Source organism: Methylocaldum szegediense, from assembly GCF_949769195.1.
GTDB classification, from domain to species: Bacteria; Pseudomonadota; Gammaproteobacteria; order Methylococcales; family Methylococcaceae; genus Methylocaldum; species Methylocaldum szegediense.
This window is the reverse complement of record NZ_OX458333.1, coordinates 3,693,618-3,711,125: the sequence shown is the minus strand read 5'-3', so window position 1 is coordinate 3,711,125 and position 17,508 is coordinate 3,693,618. Positions and strand designations below refer to the sequence as shown.

The following is a 17,508-nucleotide window of genomic DNA, read 5'->3' as shown; positions in this document are numbered from 1 at the left end:
TTCCCGCCGAAATCAGCGAAAAGCGAGATCTTGTTTGAGGATCTTCGGCGTGATGAAAACGAGCAACTCTCGCTTCGTATCTTCCACGCTATTTCTGCGGAACATGTAGCCGATTCCCGGCAGATCGCCGAAAAACGGCACTTTGTCCGTATTGTTACGATTCAACCCCTCGTAAACCCCACCCAAAACTACAGTTTCCCCGTTCGAAACTTGGGCGGTCGTTTCAATCTCGCGCTTATCAATCGCCGGGCCGATCGGCGTTTGCTGGCCTTGTTCGTCCTTCCTGATCAAGAGCTCCATCAACACCTGATCGTCTGGTGTGATATGCGGTGTCACGTTCAACTCGAGCACGGCCTGCTTGAAGGTGATGTTCGCCGAAGCACCCCCGCCCGCTACGACAGTCGTCTGGTAAGGAATTTCAACACCCTGCCTGATCACCGCCTTGGTCTGATCCGAGGTGATCAGCCGGGGGTTGGACACCGTCTCGCTGCGTCCCTCACGCTGAGCGGCGGATAACTCAAGATCGAGCAAATAGTCGCCTGCCTTGATGAGGGTGAAGCCGAGCGCACTTGCGCCACCGGTCGCGGCGGTCGCCGCGCCTTTCGCCGCAAGGTCGACCAACACGTCGACGTTGGTCGACTTTTCCCCTCCCGAGGCCGGCTGTTGGAAGATTACACCCTCGGATCCGGCACTCGAAGAAAAGGAATCGGCACCTCTCCCTTTAACTAATCTGTTGAGCTGAAGCCGACTGCCTAAATCCCTCAGAAAATCGTTTCTCGCAATGACGATCCGAGACTCGATCAGCACCTGCCGAACCGGCTTGTCCAGTTGACGGACGAGCTCGCGCACCCGTTCCAAATTGCGCGGCGTATCCTTCACGATCAGTTGGTTGGTCCGTGGATCGACGGTTACGTTACCCCGGCCGGACAATACCGATTGACTGACATCGAGTGTCGACACCGACGTAGAACCGGATCCACCGCTAATACCTCCTGGCTGTGTTGTCAATTGGCTGATGCGTTCCGTAGTGCCGATCAAAACTTTCTTGATGTCCTCGGCCGTCGTGTAATTGATCTGGATAATTTCCGTCCGTAGTGGTTCGAGATCTTCTACCACCTTCTGCGCTTCGAGCTCCTCTTTCTCCTGCTTGTTGATTTCCTCAAGCGGCGCGACGCGGATAATGTTACCTTCTTGCCGCTTGCCCAATCCCTTGGATTTGAGAACCAGGTCCAATGCCTGATCCCATGGGACATCATTGAGCCGAAGCGTGACATTGCCCTGAACCGTATCGCTGGCGACGATGTTCAGATTGGTAAAATCCGCCAGAATCTGAAGAACAGAGCGCACCGGAATATCTTGGAAGTTCAGCGTTAGCTTCTCACCGGAGTACGCGAAGTCCTTCTTCTTGATCTCTTCCTTTTCCGCTTTGGTTAACGGACGGAATTCCACCGTCAAAATGTTGTCGGTCTGATAAGAGGAATAGTCGTATTCGTCGGAAACCGTCGCCACAACCATACGTGTGTGAGCACCTTCTACCGTGGCATCGACCGAACGGACAGGCGTGGCGAAATCCATAACGTCGAGTCTGCGTTGCAACTGAGCGGGAAGCCGGGTATTGGCAAATCGGATGACGACTTTCTGCCCCTCTTCGTGAATGTCCACTAAGGATTTTGGGTCGCTCAGCGTCACCAGAAGCCGGCCTTCGCCTCTTTCTCCTCGGCGGAAATCGATATTTTCGATACGCCGATCTCCTCCGCCGAATGGCCGATCGCTAAAACGTGGACTCGCGGATGTGGCGTTTGCTGCAGCGATCGGCGCCGTACCACTTTGTAACGTGATCAGAATATTGTTGCCATCCACTCGACTGGTGTAGGGCATCATATCAGTCAAATTGATGACGACCCGGGTACGACCCGCCGCTTCCACCGCTTGAACGCTTTGAGCGGCACCTACGTTGATGGGCACTGTCTTCTGTTTCAGGCCATTCGTCACACCAGGCAAATCCAGCGCTATGCGGGCAGGATTTTCCGTATGGAAAATTCTCGGCTCGTTCGCTGGTCCGTTCAAACCCAGCAGCAGTTGCAAGTTGTCTCCAGGCAAGATCGAGAAGTCCACTGATTCGAGAACGAGTCCTTCCGCTCGACTGGCGGAAAGATGCAAAAACAACCCGGCCAAAATGAAGCCTACCGCTTTCATGTATCGCTGCCATACGGTCGGGGCAATACCTATACTTCGTGTCGTTTTCATTTGTTTCCCCCCACTTCCGCCAAATCGAGAGCTGCCTTACGTTCGCGCCATACTCCAGGACTGTCGGATACGATTTCTACCAACTCGATCACGTTTTCTTTAATGCTGACGACCTTGCCGAAATTCTTTCCCATGTAATTACCAGTGCGTACTCGGTGTATCGTCCCATCGGCGGCTTTCACCAAGCCCCAGAGTACGCCTTGCTTATCGACCGTCCCGACCATACGCAGCGTGTCCAATTCGTAGGATTCCAGTTCTTCCTTAGGGCGATTGGTGTCCGGTCGAATACTGCTGCTGATCCTCGCGTCCTCGGTCTGTTCGGATTTATCATCAATGATGAAAGGATTGCGCAAATCTTCCGGATTGAAGACAAAGGGCTCAACCGCCTTGAATTCCGGCAGAGGCTCGACTGACCCTTTCGGCCGCGCCTTGACTTCTTCGACATAGTGTTTGAGATCGGCCAAATCGTCGCCCGCGCAGCCCGTCAATCCGAAAATGATCAGCCAAGAAACGAGGAGCCGCGAACGATACGGCGGTATCGAAAAATTCAACTGCCTACCCATAGCGTTTTTCTTCATCGTGACTTTTTGATTTGGCTCGCCGGCACGGCTCCCTCATCCAGGTAGCGATAAGTCCTGACCAGCGCACTCATGACCAAAGGATTCTTAGCCGTTTTCTTCGCTCTCTCATCCTTCTTGTGCGGTTCAATCTTTACGTTATGGATCGTTACAATGCGCGGTAAAGATGCCAATCCGCTGACAAACGCTCCGAACTCCATGTAATCACCTATTACGCGGATCTCGATAGGTAACTCCGCGTAGAACTCTTTGGCGATTTCAGCACCCGGCTTGAAAAGCTCGAACTCCAAGCCTGCCGCGAGTCCAGTTTGAGAAACGTCTACTAAAAGCTCTGGAACTTGAGTCTTATCGGGTAGTTGTCTGAGTAAATCGCCGAAACTTTTTTCTATCTCCGCCATTTGCGCCTTGTATTCCTCTAAATTGGCGGCCTTTTGTTGGCGTTGCTCAAATTTGGTCTTCAGCTCCAGCTCCTTCCTTTCTTCCGTTTCGAGCAGCGCCATTTGGTCCTGCGTATCCAGGTAGTACCAAAGGCCACTCAGAATGAAGCACAGGAGGGCAATAATTGCGGCCTTGATCGGCAGCGGCCAGGCGCCGGCGTTTTCTAAGTCCCAGTTGATTTCGGAAAGGTTCATGACGGCTTCTTCTCCTGCTTGTCTGCTTTGTCGCTTCCCTGCTTGACCTGAAGCGTAAAACGATTGCTGCGCGCTTTGCGGCTATCGTTGGCATCCTGTTTGGTCTCGATGATGTTTAACAGAGGATCCTGCATCCAAGGCGAAGACTCGAGATTCCTCATGTATGCGGAAACTCGGGCATTGGACTGAGCTATTCCATTCATCGTCAGATTGTTTTCAAGCTGAGTCAGGTCCGTCAGATAAACACCCTCGGGGATGGTCCGCGCCAACTCATCGAACAGATGGACGATCTCGGGCCGGCTCGCTTGCAATCTCTGGATAACCTCCATCTTGGCGATGAGTCGCTTTTTCTTGGTTTCCAATTCCTCGATTTCCTTGATTTTTTTATCGAGCAACGCGATCTCGGACTCCAAGTACTTATTCCGCTGGGTCTGATAGTCGATCATGCTGCCGATGAAGTAGTGCACAAAGCACCATAAGGCGCCCGTCGATAGCAACGCGGCTAAAGTGATTGCGATGAATTCTTTTTGCCTTTGTTTACGGAGTTCCGTTCGCCAAGGAAGTAGGTTGATCCGAGCCATTAGTCCAAACTCCTCAAAGCCAGCCCACAGGCCGTCATCAACGCCGGAGCATCATTGTTCAAGCTTTGTGGTTTAACGCGCGGCGCAAGATGCATGTTGACAAACGGATTCGCAGTGACCGTGGGAATACCCAGAACGCCTTCCACGAAGCGATCAATTTCCTGTATCGAAGCGCATCCGCCTGCTAACACCAAACCGTCGACAGTCCGGTGTGAACTCGAAGCAAGGAAAAATTGCAGCGAGCGCCCGATTTGCTGGGCCATGGCCTGTTTGAATGGTTCCAGCACTTCGAGCAAGTAATTGTCTGGCAGCCCCCCATGTTTCTTTGCCAAACCGGCTTCCTCGTATGAAAGCCCATACCGGCGCTGGATTTCCTCCGTCAGCTGCTTGCCGCCGAACCCCTGTTCGCGTGTATAGATGATTCGGCGGTTATGAATCACGTTCAGGGTCGTCATAGTCGAGCCCACATCGGCTACAGCGATAGTCTGCTCAGGGGTGTAGCCGGGCCACTGATCCAGGATCAGATTGCAGGCATTCTCCAGTGCGTACGACTCCACATCGACGATCTCTGCCTTGAGTCCAGCCATCTCTAGTGCGGCGACCCGGTCTTCCACATTCTCCTTTCGGGAAGCCACCAGTAGAACATCGACCATATCGGGATTTTTCTCGGTCCTGCCCTGCACCTCGAAGTCGAGGCTCACCTCATCCAACGAGTATGGGATGTACTGATCTGCCTCCAGTTCGATCTGGGCCTCAAGCTCATCTTCACTCAAGGAAGCGGGCATAGAGATGGTCTTGGTGATGACCGACGAGCTCGGTACGGCAACGGCAGCATGTTTGAGTCGCGTGCCCGACTGCTTGACAAGCGTTTTGATGACGTTTGCGATGATTTCGACCTTCGCGATGTTTTTGTCGATCACCGCGTCTGGCGGCAACGGTGCGACGGCATAGCTTTCCACCCGAAAACGCTGTCCGTCTTTTGTTAGTTCCAGCAGCTTTACGGCCGCAGTACTAATGTCGATTCCAAGCAGCGGCGGTCTCTTGCGGTACAAAAAAAACATCGATAACGTCCCAAGCTCGCTTTGACTTCACGCGGGCGGTACCGAGTCCCAATGCCGTTTCTCGTCACCCGCTAAACGCTGTCATGTAGTATAGTAGGGATTGGAAGTTTGCCCATGAGACCCCCGCTATCGGTCAGCCGAGCGACGCGCAGCTCATGATCGTTCGATAGCTACAGCCGGAAAAACAGCTTTTTTGATGGTCGAGTGAGAACCCGCAACAATCGAGGTCAAGCACGCTCCCGTTCCGCGAGCCTTATCAAACTAATCTTTCTCTTCCTGCTTGGCGGATTTGCGAGTTTAGTTTTAGCCGCGTTTTTGCTTTATCGCTTCATTGCACCGCAACTCCCGAACACGGAGGTTCTGCGCGATGCTCGATACCAAACCCCCATGAGCATCTACAGCAAAGACGGCTTGCTGATGGCTCAATACGGCGAAATGAAGCGGAGCCCGGTCTCCTTTTCCGAAGTCCCGAGCAGGGTCATTCAGGCTTTCCTGGCCGCCGAGGACAATCGTTTCTTCAAGCACCGTGGTGTGGACTACGTCGGCTTGATGCGAGCGACGTTCTCCTTCCTTCGGACGGGAAAGAAAAAGCAAGGCGGCAGCACCATCACGATGCAAGTCGCTCGCAATTTCTTCTTGAGCAGCGAAAAGACTTTCTATCGCAAACTCAAGGAAATTGTGCTTGCAGTCAAAATCGAATCGGAATTGACAAAGGAGCAGATCTTGGAGCTGTACTTAAACAAGATCTACTTCGGTCATCATGCGTATGGCGTCGTTGCCGCGAGTCAGGTCTACTATGGCAAGAAGATAAATGAGCTCGAGGTAGACGAGATCGCGATGATTGCTGGTTTACCGAAGGCCCCCTCCGCTTTCAATCCGATAACCAATCCGCAACGGGCCGTGGAGCGGCGAAACTACGTTCTTAAGCAGATGCGGAAACTGGGATATATCGATGATCAAACTTATCAGGAAGCAATCGAGCGACCGGTCACCGCAAAGCTTCACACCACCCCCATCGAATTAAACGCTCCTTATGTCGCGGAATTGATCCGCAACGAGATGTATCGCCAGTATGGCGAAGCTGCGTATACCAACGGTTTCCGAATTTACACTACTATCGACAGCCGTTTACAAAGGGCCGCCGACAAGGCATTGCGCCTTGCGCTGCACGAGTACGACGAACGCCACGGATTTCGAGGTGTAACACAGCGAATAGACTTAAAGAAAGAAAAGCGCCGCGAGTACTGGGACAGGCAGTTGTCCAGCATCCCGAAAACCGGGGAGACGGTGCCAGGATTAGTCCTGGCTGTCAACGAAACTTCCGCGGACGTTTATCTCGGCCATCAACAACAAATCGTACTCGACTGGGATGGTCTCAAATGGGCACGCCGATATATTTCCGAAAACGCACAAGGCCCTTTTCCGCGAAGCGCCAAAGAAATACTCAAGGCCGGCGACCTCATCAGACTTCGCAAGGACGGCGACGGCCATTGGAAACTCAGCCAGATTCCACAAGTCGAGGGTGCCTTGGTCGCCTTGGATCCGACCAGCGGCGCCGTGGTCGCGCTGGCGGGCGGATATGATTTCGCGATCAGCAAATTCAACAGAGCAACCCAAGCTCAAAGACAACCGGGTTCCGGTTTTAAGCCCGTACTTTACTCGGCGGCCTTGGCCCAAGGATATACTCCGGCGAGCGTAGTCAATGACGCGCCGGTCGTTTTTTCCGACCCCTCGCAGGAAGGCGGATTTTGGCGTCCGCAGAATTACTCGGGTCGATTTTATGGCCCCACGCGGCTTCGGGTAGCCTTGGCCAAATCTCGGAACCTCGTGTCCATCCGCCTACTTCAGAGCATCGGCCTTACGAAAGCGATCGATATGGCGCGGCGCTTCGGTTTCCAACCCGAAGAACTGCCGCGATCCCTTCCGCTAGCCCTGGGCAGCGGCACCGCGACGCCTCTTCGAATGGCACAGGCCTACGCGGTTTTCGCTAACGGCGGTTTTCGCGTCGAGCCCTATTTCATCGAACGCATAGAAACCGAAGCGGGTGGCATGGTCTTTCAAGCCACTCCGCAAATCGCTTGCGCAAATTGCAGTGACGCCGATGATCACCAGACGAACTTTGCACCCCGCATACTGTCGGCTCAGGTCCACTACATGATGAATTCTATGCTGCAAGATGTGGTGCGAACCGGAACCGCGGTCCGCGCTATGGAACTGGGGCGCAATGATGTCGCCGGCAAAACCGGTACGACAAATGATTACAAGGACGCGTGGTTCAACGGTTACGTTCCTTCCCTGACCGCCGTCGCCTGGATTGGATTCGATTCCTCAAAATCCTTAGGGAAAGGCGAAACCGGGGGCAAAGCCGCACTTCCCATGTGGATCCACTTCATGCGAGAAGCACTCAAAGACGTACCCGAGCAAACTTTCCCACTTCCAAGCGGACTGACAATCGCTCGCATGGATCCGAGCACCGGGATGCTAGCCTTGCCCGGGAGCCCCAATGCAGTGTTTGAGGTCTTTCCTTCTGGGAGAGTGCCCCGCTACTACGCCGCGCCGCGCGTGAGCGCGCCTCCTCCATCAGAGTCTATCGCAGACGAGGAACAACCGCGACCACTGGAGCCAACAGTCCCGAGCGTCACGACCGACAAACCGATCGAATCGCTATTTTGACCTCCGCCATGTCCGCAAAAGACAGAGCCCGACGATTGATCGCCTACGAGGCCGCACGAATCATCGCAGAGGAAGGTATAAATGATTATCTTCCGGCAAAAAATAAGGCTGCGGCCCGTCTTGGGATAACGAACTCGCGCAGCCTTCCCCGTAACGAGGAAATCGACCAGGCGCTAGAAGAATATCTTCGACTCTACCGGGCGGATACGCAGCCACAACACATTACCCGACTGCGAAGGCTCGCATTGGAGGCCATGCGTTTCTTGGAAGAATTTTCGCCGCGCTTGGTCGGCGCTGTCTTGGACGGCAGTGCCAGCAAGTACAGCCCTATTGTTTTGTATGTGTATCCCGAAACCCCGGAAGAGATCATCAAGAAACTGATCGAGGTCGGCATCCCGTTCAGGGAACGATCCTTTTCGTTCAATCTAGGGCATCGGCGAGGCGTGACTTGTCCGGCACTGGACTTTTATGTCGACGGCGTCCGCGTTGAACTGGCTGTACTGCCGCCGGAATTAAAAGGGCAACGGATCAACCGGAAGGAAAAGGCTGTACCCGGCGGCTCGCTGCACGATGTCGAAAAATTGATTAACGGCAGCTCACCGTCCAAGCTTCGGCTTGGTACATAAGCGAATAGTGCGAGCAGACCGAACCCTCCCGTCCAGCCGATTTCGCTTCCATTCCCAAACGGGCGATGTTAAACCGCGAGGGCCGGTCCTTGCTTATTGTCATTTAATCGACGTGGCCAAGCGGTTTCGAGCGGTTTGGATGGGGCCCGAAAATCAACCCCGTCCATATTTCCGCCGGAACTTGTCGACTCGACCGGCGGTGTCGACGATCTTCTGCTTGCCCGTATAGAATGGATGGCAGGCGGAACACACTTCGATGTGCAAATCCCTACCTAACGTCGACTTGGTTTCGAACGTGTTGCCGCAACTGCACTGGACGGTAATGGCTTTATATTCGGGATGAATATCCGGCTTCATGATTAGGTACTCTCCAACAAATCAGAACTACAAAGGGACGACAAATTTTTCATCTTACTTAAAACGACCTTTTACCGCAACGTCTGCAACTCGAATCTTCCCGCTTTGGGCTGACACCGACCCTCCTCATCGAACGGTATGCCCGATGTTTCGAGTAGCTTTCCGCGGTCTTATGCCCATCTGAGATATAAACCATAATGCGTATAATCTCCTTCAACGCGAATGGCGTGCGGTCAGCGGCGCGCAAAGGCTTCTTCCACTGGATGGACAAACAAAACGCCGACATCGTCTGCCTTCAGGAAACCAAGGTTCAGACACACCAACTGGAAGATCCGATATATTGGCCCAAAGGCTATCGGTGCTACTACCTGGACGCCGTCAAGAAAGGCTACAGTGGGGTTGCGTTGTATAGCCGCCGCGAGCCGGACGAAATCGTTCAAGGCCTCGGCTGGCCTGACTTGGACGCTGAAGGGCGTTACCTCGAAGCGAGATTCGGCTCCCTGAGCGTCGTTTCCCTTTACTTGCCGTCCGGTTCGTCCAGCGAGGAGCGTCAAGCGGTGAAGTTCGACTTCATGAACCGGTTTCTGCCATACCTTCGCGAGTGTGCACAATCGGGGCGGACTTACATTTTTTGTGGCGACTGGAACATCGCCCACAAACCGATCGACCTCAAGAATTGGCGCTCCAACCAGAAGAATTCCGGATTTCTGCCTGAGGAACGTGCCTGGCTGGATATCGTGTTCGAGCAGGATGGCTGGGTCGATGCTTTTCGTGTCGTCAATCAGGAGCCGGAGCAATATACTTGGTGGTCGAATCGCGGTCAGGCCTGGGCCAAGAACGTGGGCTGGCGTATCGACTACCAGGTGACCAGCCCTTCTCTCAGGGACAGAATTCTAGCGGCATACATTTACAAGGAAGAGCGTTTTTCGGACCATGCGCCACTCACCATCGACTATGACTACCCTTTCCTGGCGTGAAGCGGTATTCAACCGGAGGATGCTGATCTGCGTCCTCACGGGGTTCTCCTCCGGGTTGCCGCTTTTCGTGCTGATCAGCCTGATTTCAGCCTGGCTACGCGATGGTGGTGTCGATCTCAAAGAAATCGGGCTTCTGGCCTTGGTTCAATTTCCTTATATCTGGAAATTCCTGTGGGCGCCTCTGTGCGACCGGTACGGCTTGCCGATGGGACGGCGCCGAACTTGGATGCTCGTGACGCAAATCGCGCTCTTGCTCTCCATTCCGGCGTTCGGCTGGCTGACACCGATACCGGACATCGCGACCATTCGTTGGCTGGCGGTGGCCGTAGCTTTGTTCTCGGCAACTCAGGACATCGCCATAGACGCGTTTCGACGCGAAATCCTGAAGGACGAGGAACAGGGACTCGGCAACGTCATCCACGTGAACGCGTACAAAATCGCCGGACTCGTGCCGGGATCTCTGTCACTCATTCTTGCCGACTATTTGTCCTGGGATACCGTCTACTTGATCACGGCGCTGTTCATGCTCCCAGGGCTACTCCTCACAATCATCGGCAGCGAACCAGAATTTTCCAGCCAGACACCGTCGACTCTGCGTCAAGCCGTGGTCGATCCTTTTCGTGAATTCGTTCAGCGAAAAGGCTGGAGCGGCGCATTGACCGTGCTGGCGTTCATATTTTTCTACAAGCTCGGCGACAGCATGGCGACAGCCCTGGCTACACCTTTTTACTTAGATATGGGCTACAGTAAGACGGAAATCGGCGTGGTCGCCAAGCATGCCGGGCTCTGGCCGAACGTCGCGGGCGGCATTCTCGGCGGCATTTGGATGATTTCCCTGGGGATTCATCGGTCCCTATGGATATTCGGCGTGTTACAAGCCCTGGTGATTCTCGGCTTCGTCTGGCTTGCCACGGCCGGCCACACGATAGCCGGATTGGCTGCGGTTATCGGCGCCGAGGCCTTCGGTGTTGGATTGGGCACGGCCGCTTTCGTTGCCTATATCGCCACTACGACCAATCCAGCGTACACTGCCACCCAGTTTGCGCTATTTACCAGCCTCGCCGCCACTCCGCGAACGCTGGCCAATGCCTTTACCGGCTTTCTAGTCGAAGGTGGGGACATCAAAGTGGGGAATGTTTCGCTGCTTCATATCGAAGCGCTAGGCTGGGAGCGCTTTTACTGGTTGTGCTTTGCGCTCACCCTGCCGGGCATGCTGCTGTTATTCAAAGTGGCGCCATGGAACGGCGGAAACAAAAGCGAAAGACCCGCTCGCCTCGAACCGCAACCCGATTCACAGTCACCCGACTGAAAAGCTCTGCCGGCAGACGAGCGCCTGCCGGTAGTCTCTTCTCGCGTTGATTCCGCCTATTTTCTAATGTAAAGGTCGGTAATACTGCCGTCCAGCATCTCGGCGGCGAAGGCGAAAGTCTCCGACAAGGTCGGATGCGGGTGAATCGTCAAGGCGACGTCCTCCACATCGGCCCCCATTTCCAAAGCCAGAACGGCCTCACTGATCAGCTCCCCCGCGTTCGGGCCGACGATGCCTGCCCCCAGAATGCGTCTAGTCTCTTTATCGCAGAGAATCTTGGTCATGCCCTCCTTGCGATCGATGCCCAGTGCCCGACCGCTCGCCGCCCAGGGAAACGCGGCTTTGTCGTAAGCGATACCTTGAGCTTTTGCCTGCGTTTCCGTTAGCCCCATCCAGGCCACCTCCGGATCGGTATAAGCGACCGAGGGAATCGTCAGTGCCTGGAATGCCGTCCGCTCTCCGGAGATGACTTCAGCCGCTACCTTGCCCTCATGCGTCGCTTTGTGCGCCAGCATCGGATTGCCCACGATATCCCCGATCGCGTAGATATGCGGCACATTGGTCCGCTGACACTCGTCTACCGGAATGAAGCCCTTCTCATCCACCTTGACGCCGGCATTTTCAGCACCGATCAGATGACCGTTCGGCTTCCGGCCAACCGCGACCAGAACCCGGTCGAATAGGTCGGATTCGGGCGCACCTTCGTCGCCTTCGAAATAGGCCTGCAATCCTTCCGACTTCGCCTCGATGCGCGTGACTTTGGTTTTCAGGAAGATGTTTTCGTACTGTTTCTTGATGCGCTGATATAAAGGTTTGACTAAATCCGCATCGCAGCCCGGAATGATCTGATCCATCAGTTCGACCACTGTGATCCTCGAGCCCAGCGCGTGATAGACCGTTGCCATCTCGAGCCCGATAATCCCGCCGCCAATGATCAGAAGACGCTTGGGCACCTCGGCCAGCTCTAAGGCGTCGGTGGAATCCATCATCCGCGGATCGTCATGGGGAAAGCCGGGAATCCGGACCGGCTGCGAGCCGGCCGCAATGATCGCATGGTCGAAACTGATTGTTCTCGGACCTTCGGCTGTTTCGACTGTCAGCGATCGATCCGACGAAAATCTACCCACCCCGGTTACGACGGTGACCTTGCGCTGTTTGGCGAGCCCGGCAAGGCCGGTCGTGAGCGTCTTCACGACCTTGTCCTTCCACTCACGCAGTTTCTCCAGGTCGATGCTGGGCGTACCGAAATTCAATCCGAAATTCGACGCTTCCTGCGCCTCTTGAATAATTTTGGCGGCATGCAGTAATGCTTTTGAAGGAATACAACCGACATTCAAGCAGACACCGCCGAGCACTGGATAGCGTTCGACCAAAACCACCTGTCTACCCAAATCGGCGGCTCGAAAAGCGGCCGTGTAGCCACCGGGCCCACCGCCCAAAACCACTACCTCGGCATGCAAACTGGATGTATCCGACATCGATTGTTTACCTTCTGTTTAAGGGAAATTGCTGGTCAGCGGTCCGTCGCTCCCGTTTCGAATCCGTTTGCGGGAGAGCATGCTTGTCTCTATAAGAGAACCCGCCGCAACTCCGCCAACAGCCCGGCCAAATAAACCGTGAAGCGTGCGGCTTCGGCGCCGTCGATCACACGGTGGTCGTAGGACAAGGACAAGGGCAACATCAAGCGCGGGACGAACTGCCCGTCCTGGTAAACCGGCTTGGTTTGCGCTCGGGACAAGCCGAGGATCGCAACCTGAGGCGGGTTGATGATAGGCGTAAAGGCCGTACCTCCGATTCCGCCGAGGCTCGAAATGGTGAACGATGCACCCTCGAGGTCATTGCTGCGCAGCTTCTTGCCGCGAGCTTTAGCGCTGAGCTCGGCCAACTCTCTAGCCAGGTCGAAAATGCCTTTTTGATCGACATCCCGCACGACAGGCACGACCAAGCCTTCCGGAGTATCCACGGCTACGCCCAGGTGATAATACTTCTTGAGAATCAGTTCTTCGCCATTACCTGCGAGGGAAGAATTGAACGTCGGAAAGGCTTTGAGCGCTGCCACCACAGCCTTCATGACGAACGGCAGAAAGGTCAGTTTGACGTTCTGCTTTTCCGCCTCGCTCTTCAGCGACTGACGAAACGCTTCGAGATCCGTGATATCGGCTTCGTCGTGCTGCGTGACGTGGGGAATGCTGACCCAACTGCGATGCAGGTTCGGACCGGAAAGTCTCTTGATGCGTGACAATGGCAGGCGGTCGATTACCCCGAACTGCGCGAAATCGATCTCCGGCTGGGGCGGCATCGCCAAAACGCCACCGGCCAATGCTTGCTCCGCCCGCTTCAAGCTCTCCTTTACGAACGCTTGAACATCCTCTTTCAAGATGCGACCTTTGGGCCCCGTGCCTTTAATTTTTCTAAGATCAGCGCCCAACTCGCGAGCGAACTTCCGAACCGATGGGCTCGCGTGAGGCGGATGCGCAAGATCTTCTTCGGCGGCTTTCAGAGCTCGTTCGGCAATAACCGGCGAGGGCGTGGGCTTTGACTGGGGCTCCGCTGGAACCGGTTTCGTCGGCTCGGCGACAGGCTTAGCCTCCACTTCTTCGGCTACCACCTTTTCGGGTTTCGCCTCCACGACCGGCGCGGGCTCCTCGGCCGGCTTCGCCTCGGCTTGATCTTGGACCTCCAACTGCAATATCGGCGATCCCTGACTCACCCGATCACCGACATTGACCTTCATGGTCTTCACCACACCCGCGAAAGGCGACGGCACTTCCATCGCCGCCTTGTCGCTCTCTAGAGTTATCAGGGAATCTTCGACATTGACCACATCACCGGGTTTGACCAGCACCTCGATGATCTCGACGTTCTTGAAATCTCCAATGTCGGGAACGACGACTTCTTTCAACACTGCCATAGCGTTGCCTTTACACCTTCACTGGATTGGGCTTTTCCGGGTCGATGCCGTACTTAGCCATGGCTTCCTTGACGGTTGAAATCGCCACGCTTCCTTCATCGGCCAAAGCCTTCAGTGTGGTATATGCGATGTAATGCCGGTCCACCTCGAAAAACCTCCGCAATTCGGAACGCCGATCACTGCGCCCGAAACCGTCGGTACCGAGCACTTCATAGGCTCTCGGCACGAACGGCCGGATTTGATCGGCGAGAAGTTTGATATAGTCGGATGCGCCGATGATCGGCCCCTTGGTTCCAGCCAGGCATTCCTCCACGTAACTGATGCGACGAGGCTGGTCCGGGTGCAAAAGATTCCAACGCTGCTTGTCCAATCCATCGCGGCGCAGCTCGGTGAAGCTGGTGACACTCCAGACGTTGGCTTTCACGCCGAAGTCTTGTTCCAGCAACTCCGCTGCGGCGAGGGCTTCGCGGAGTATCGTACCGCTGGCCAGTAGTTGCGCTTGCGCCGATTTGCCAGCGTCCTTCAATCTGTACATGCCCTTGACGATCCCCTCTCGGACACCCGCCGGCATCTCCGGGTGAGGATAATTCTCGTTCATGACCGTGATGTAATAGAAGACGCTCTCGCCCTCCTGGTACATCCGCCGGAGTCCGTCCTGAATGATCACGGCCAGCTCGTAGGAGAAGCACGGATCGTAAGCCACGCAGTTGGGAATCGCCGACATATTCACATGGCTGTGTCCGTCCTGGTGTTGCAAGCCTTCGCCCGCCAAAGTCGTACGCCCTGCCGTTCCGCCGATCAGGAAACCGCGTGCCTGCATGTCGCCTGCGGCCCACATGAAGTCCCCCACCCGCTGGTACCCGAACATCGAGTAGTAGATGTAGAAAGGGATCATCTGGATGTTGTGATTGGTGTGAGCCGTTCCGGCCGCAAGCCAGGAGCACATGGAACCCGCCTCGCAAATGCCCTCCTCCAAGATCTGGCCCGACTTATCCTCCTTGTAATACATCACCCCACCGGCGTCCGCAGGGACGTACAGCTGTCCCACGGATGAATAAATGCCGTACTGGCGGAACAGTCCCTCCATACCGAAAGTCCTGGCTTCGTCCGGAACGATGGGAACGATGTACTTGCCCAGCTTCTTGTCGCGCAGCAACAGGGTCAGCAAACGCACGAACGCCATAGTCGTGGACATTTCCCGACCTTCCGTGCTTTTCAGCAGAGATTCGAAAACATCCAAGTCCGGTACCTGCAAAAGCGGCGCGTCGCGGCGGCGCTGTGGCAGGTAACCGCCGAGAGCTTTTCGACGCTCGTGCATGTAGCGCAATTCCGGACTGTCTTCCGGCGGTTTGTAGTACGGCACCTCTGCCAGCTTGTCATCGGGAATCGGAATCTTGAAACGGTCGCGGAATGCCCGGATCGCCTGCTCGTCCATCTTTTTCTGCTGGTGCGTGGTCATGAGCCCCTCGCCGGCGCTACCCATGCCGTAACCCTTGACCGTCTTGGCGAGGATCACCGTTGGCTGGCCGGTATGGTTCACCGCCGCGTGATAAGCGGCATAAACCTTGTGCGGATCGTGTCCACCGCGATTCAGGCGCCAGATGTCCTCGTCGGACAAATTGGCCACCATTTCCTTCAGCTCCGGATACTTGCCGAAGAAATGCTCGCGAGTATAGGCACCGCCTTTCGCTTTGTACGCCTGATACTCGCCATCCACGGCTTCCTCCATGCGTTTTTTCAAGAGCCCGTCTTTGTCTTTGGCCAGCAACGGGTCCCAATAGGAGCCCCAAATAACTTTGATGACGTTCCATCCGGCGCCGCGGAATTCGGCCTCGAGTTCCTGAATGATCTTGCCGTCGCCCCGTACCGGCCCATCTAGGCGCTGCAGATTGCAGTTAATGACGAAGATGAGATTGTCGAGTTTTTCTCGACCGGCCAATCCGATGGCGCCCATGGATTCCGGTTCGTCCATCTCTCCGTCACCGCAGAAACACCAGACTTTACGGCCCGCAGTCTTCAAAATCCCCCGGTCCTCCAGATATTTCATGAAGCGCGCCTGGTAAATCGCCATGAGCGGCCCGAGGCCCATGGACACCGTCGGGAACTGCCAGAAGTCCGGCATCAACCAAGGGTGCGGATAAGACGAAAGACCGTTGCCGCCGATCTCGGCGCGGAAATTGTCGAGTTGTTCTTCGGTCAATCTCCCCTCGAGATAAGCACGCGCGTAAATACCGGGTGCGGCGTGTCCCTGGAAGTAGATGAGGTCTCCCCCATGGTCCTTGTTAGGGGCGCGAAAAAAGTGATTGAAACCCACGTCGTAAAGCGTCGCCGCCGAAGCGAAGGTCGCGATGTGCCCGCCGTATTCGGTGGACTTGCGGTTGGCACGCACCACCATGGCCATCGCATTCCAACGGATGTAAGAGCGTATGCGGTGCTCTAAACCGGCATCGCCCGGCAAGCGAGGCTCCATGTGAGGCGGGATGGTATTGATGTACGCCGTATTCGCCTTATAAGGCAGATTCGCTCCCGCCCGGCGCGCCTGGTCGACCAGGCTTTCGATCAGGAAATGCGCCCGTTCGATACCTTCCGTCTCGATGACCGCCTGCAGGGCCTCCAGCCACTCACGAGTTTCTTCGGGATCGATATCGTTTTCGCTCTTAAGGATTTGTGATGGGTGAGACAAACTCACGGCGGACATAGGAAAGATTCCTCCAGTGATTTAAGGTCTTCCAGTTAATCTTTTCGAACGTGGGCAAGCGCGCTCCAAATCATCGGGTCAGAGTACCGATTTGAAAATCGCGTTGTTAACGAAAGAATTCCTGGCATGTTTCTCGAACCGTTGATCCAGTGATGACGGAACCGTGCAACTCTGACTTTGCTTCTGAACGCGGTCAACGTGATATTGTTGGAAAAAAGTCCAATCGGAAAATGTTACAGATTAAGAGCCGATTACGCCAGAAAAGAGAATGTGAAAAATGAGTTGGTCGGCGATTTAATGAACTTCCGTCACCTGTTATCATCGCTGGGTGCTCACTCCATCCCGGGCACAAGAACATCCTCGCTCGCCAACGGACGCATAGTTGCACCGTTCGAGCGTGAATCCCTGTTTTAGACAACCGGTTGCCCCCTATGTTAGGAAGCAGGATGAATTCGGAGAAGGAACGCCGGCGTGCGCCACGGCTCGATTCGCGAATTTCCGCTTATCTCATCATGCCGGCTAGCGCTCCCTTACGAGGCATCGCGAAAAACATAAGCCGTTCAGGCGTCTTCATCGAAGTCGCGAAACCGTCGAAGCGGCTCATTGGTGAGACGGCCAGGCTCGTCTTTACCCTCGAACACGGCAACCTGATACGGTTGGCTCGGTATTCGGTCGTTGTCGTACGGGAATCGCAGCACGGAATCGGCCTCGGTTTTTGGCAGTCTGGCAAAACCCCGGGTGCTCGCGAAACCTGATGGACTCGAGATCCAACGCGGCTACCTGGCTTCAAAGCCTATCGGAGCAAACCTCTGATCCTGGGCCGCTCGAGGAGCTTTCGGATCCGCAGAGGTGGGCATC

Annotated in this window: 14 protein-coding genes; 5 read left to right on the top strand and 9 right to left on the bottom strand. The window is 55.2% G+C overall.

What is annotated here, in order from left to right; all coding sequences use genetic code 11:
• Positions 1-12: 12 nt before the first annotated feature.
• Genes pilQ through QEN43_RS16035 form a run of 5 tightly spaced genes read right to left on the bottom strand, consistent with a single transcriptional unit; the run spans position 13 to position 5,099 of the window.
• Entirely contained in the window at positions 13-2,247 is a 2,235-nt protein-coding gene (pilQ, locus tag QEN43_RS16055; protein WP_317963401.1) for a type IV pilus secretin PilQ, read from the bottom strand.
• On the bottom strand, positions 2,244-2,810 hold the full coding sequence (locus QEN43_RS16050; RefSeq protein ID WP_026609352.1) for a pilus assembly protein PilP: 567 nt from the start codon (positions 2,808-2,810) through the stop codon (positions 2,244-2,246). The genes pilQ and QEN43_RS16050 overlap by 4 nt, the downstream gene beginning before the upstream one ends.
• An 11-nt stretch (positions 2,811-2,821) precedes the next feature.
• Entirely contained in the window at positions 2,822-3,457 is a 636-nt protein-coding gene (gene pilO / locus QEN43_RS16045) for a type IV pilus inner membrane component PilO (RefSeq protein ID WP_026609351.1), read from the bottom strand.
• The gene (locus tag QEN43_RS16040; RefSeq protein WP_036267884.1) at positions 3,454-4,038 is read right to left on the bottom strand and encodes a PilN domain-containing protein; all 585 of its coding nucleotides are present in this window, start codon (positions 4,036-4,038) and stop codon (positions 3,454-3,456) included. Before QEN43_RS16040 ends, pilO begins: the two co-directional genes overlap by 4 nt.
• The gene (locus tag QEN43_RS16035) at positions 4,038-5,099 is read right to left on the bottom strand and encodes a pilus assembly protein PilM (protein ID WP_317963400.1); all 1,062 of its coding nucleotides are present in this window, start codon (positions 5,097-5,099) and stop codon (positions 4,038-4,040) included. Before QEN43_RS16035 ends, QEN43_RS16040 begins: the two co-directional genes overlap by 1 nt.
• A gap of 387 nt (positions 5,100-5,486) precedes the next feature.
• Here QEN43_RS16035 and QEN43_RS16030 point away from each other — a divergent pair, with 387 nt between their 5' ends.
• Both QEN43_RS16030 and QEN43_RS16025 read left to right on the top strand, forming a co-directional pair.
• Positions 5,487-7,772: a penicillin-binding protein 1A gene (locus tag QEN43_RS16030; protein WP_084161994.1), complete on the top strand. Its 2,286-nt coding sequence runs from the start codon at positions 5,487-5,489 to the stop codon at positions 7,770-7,772.
• Positions 7,773-7,780: 8 nt separating this feature from the next.
• Complete coding sequence (locus QEN43_RS16025) at positions 7,781-8,398, top strand: hypothetical protein (RefSeq protein ID WP_026609349.1); 618 nt, start codon at positions 7,781-7,783, stop codon at positions 8,396-8,398.
• A 153-nt stretch (positions 8,399-8,551) separates the two neighbouring features.
• Here the strand turns inward: QEN43_RS16025 and rpmE are convergent, their stop codons facing one another.
• The gene (rpmE, locus tag QEN43_RS16020; RefSeq protein WP_026609348.1) at positions 8,552-8,755 is read right to left on the bottom strand and encodes a 50S ribosomal protein L31; all 204 of its coding nucleotides are present in this window, start codon (positions 8,753-8,755) and stop codon (positions 8,552-8,554) included.
• Positions 8,756-8,952: 197 nt separating this feature from the next.
• Here rpmE and QEN43_RS16015 point away from each other — a divergent pair, with 197 nt between their 5' ends.
• Both QEN43_RS16015 and QEN43_RS16010 read left to right on the top strand, forming a co-directional pair.
• Positions 8,953-9,732, top strand: a complete 780-nt coding sequence (locus QEN43_RS16015) for an exodeoxyribonuclease III (protein ID WP_026609347.1) — start codon at positions 8,953-8,955, stop codon at positions 9,730-9,732.
• Positions 9,710-11,041, top strand: coding sequence for an AmpG family muropeptide MFS transporter (locus QEN43_RS16010; RefSeq protein ID WP_036267881.1), 1,332 nt, complete (start codon positions 9,710-9,712; stop codon positions 11,039-11,041). The genes QEN43_RS16015 and QEN43_RS16010 overlap by 23 nt, the downstream gene beginning before the upstream one ends.
• 56 nt (positions 11,042-11,097) lie before the next feature.
• On the opposite strand, the gene lpdA is transcribed toward QEN43_RS16010, so the two are convergent.
• From lpdA to aceE, 3 genes are all read right to left on the bottom strand, one after another.
• The gene (gene lpdA / locus QEN43_RS16005; protein ID WP_026609345.1) at positions 11,098-12,519 is read right to left on the bottom strand and encodes a dihydrolipoyl dehydrogenase; all 1,422 of its coding nucleotides are present in this window, start codon (positions 12,517-12,519) and stop codon (positions 11,098-11,100) included.
• Positions 12,520-12,608: 89 nt separating this feature from the next.
• The gene (aceF, locus tag QEN43_RS16000) at positions 12,609-13,952 is read right to left on the bottom strand and encodes a dihydrolipoyllysine-residue acetyltransferase (RefSeq protein WP_026609344.1); all 1,344 of its coding nucleotides are present in this window, start codon (positions 13,950-13,952) and stop codon (positions 12,609-12,611) included.
• A 10-nt stretch (positions 13,953-13,962) separates the two neighbouring features.
• Positions 13,963-16,650, bottom strand: coding sequence for a pyruvate dehydrogenase (acetyl-transferring), homodimeric type (gene aceE, locus QEN43_RS15995; protein WP_051331456.1), 2,688 nt, complete (start codon positions 16,648-16,650; stop codon positions 13,963-13,965).
• Between the two features lie 446 nt (positions 16,651-17,096).
• Here aceE and QEN43_RS15990 point away from each other — a divergent pair, with 446 nt between their 5' ends.
• Entirely contained in the window at positions 17,097-17,405 is a 309-nt protein-coding gene (locus QEN43_RS15990; RefSeq protein WP_051331455.1) for a PilZ domain-containing protein, read from the top strand.
• The last annotated feature ends 103 nt before the right edge of the window (positions 17,406-17,508 follow it).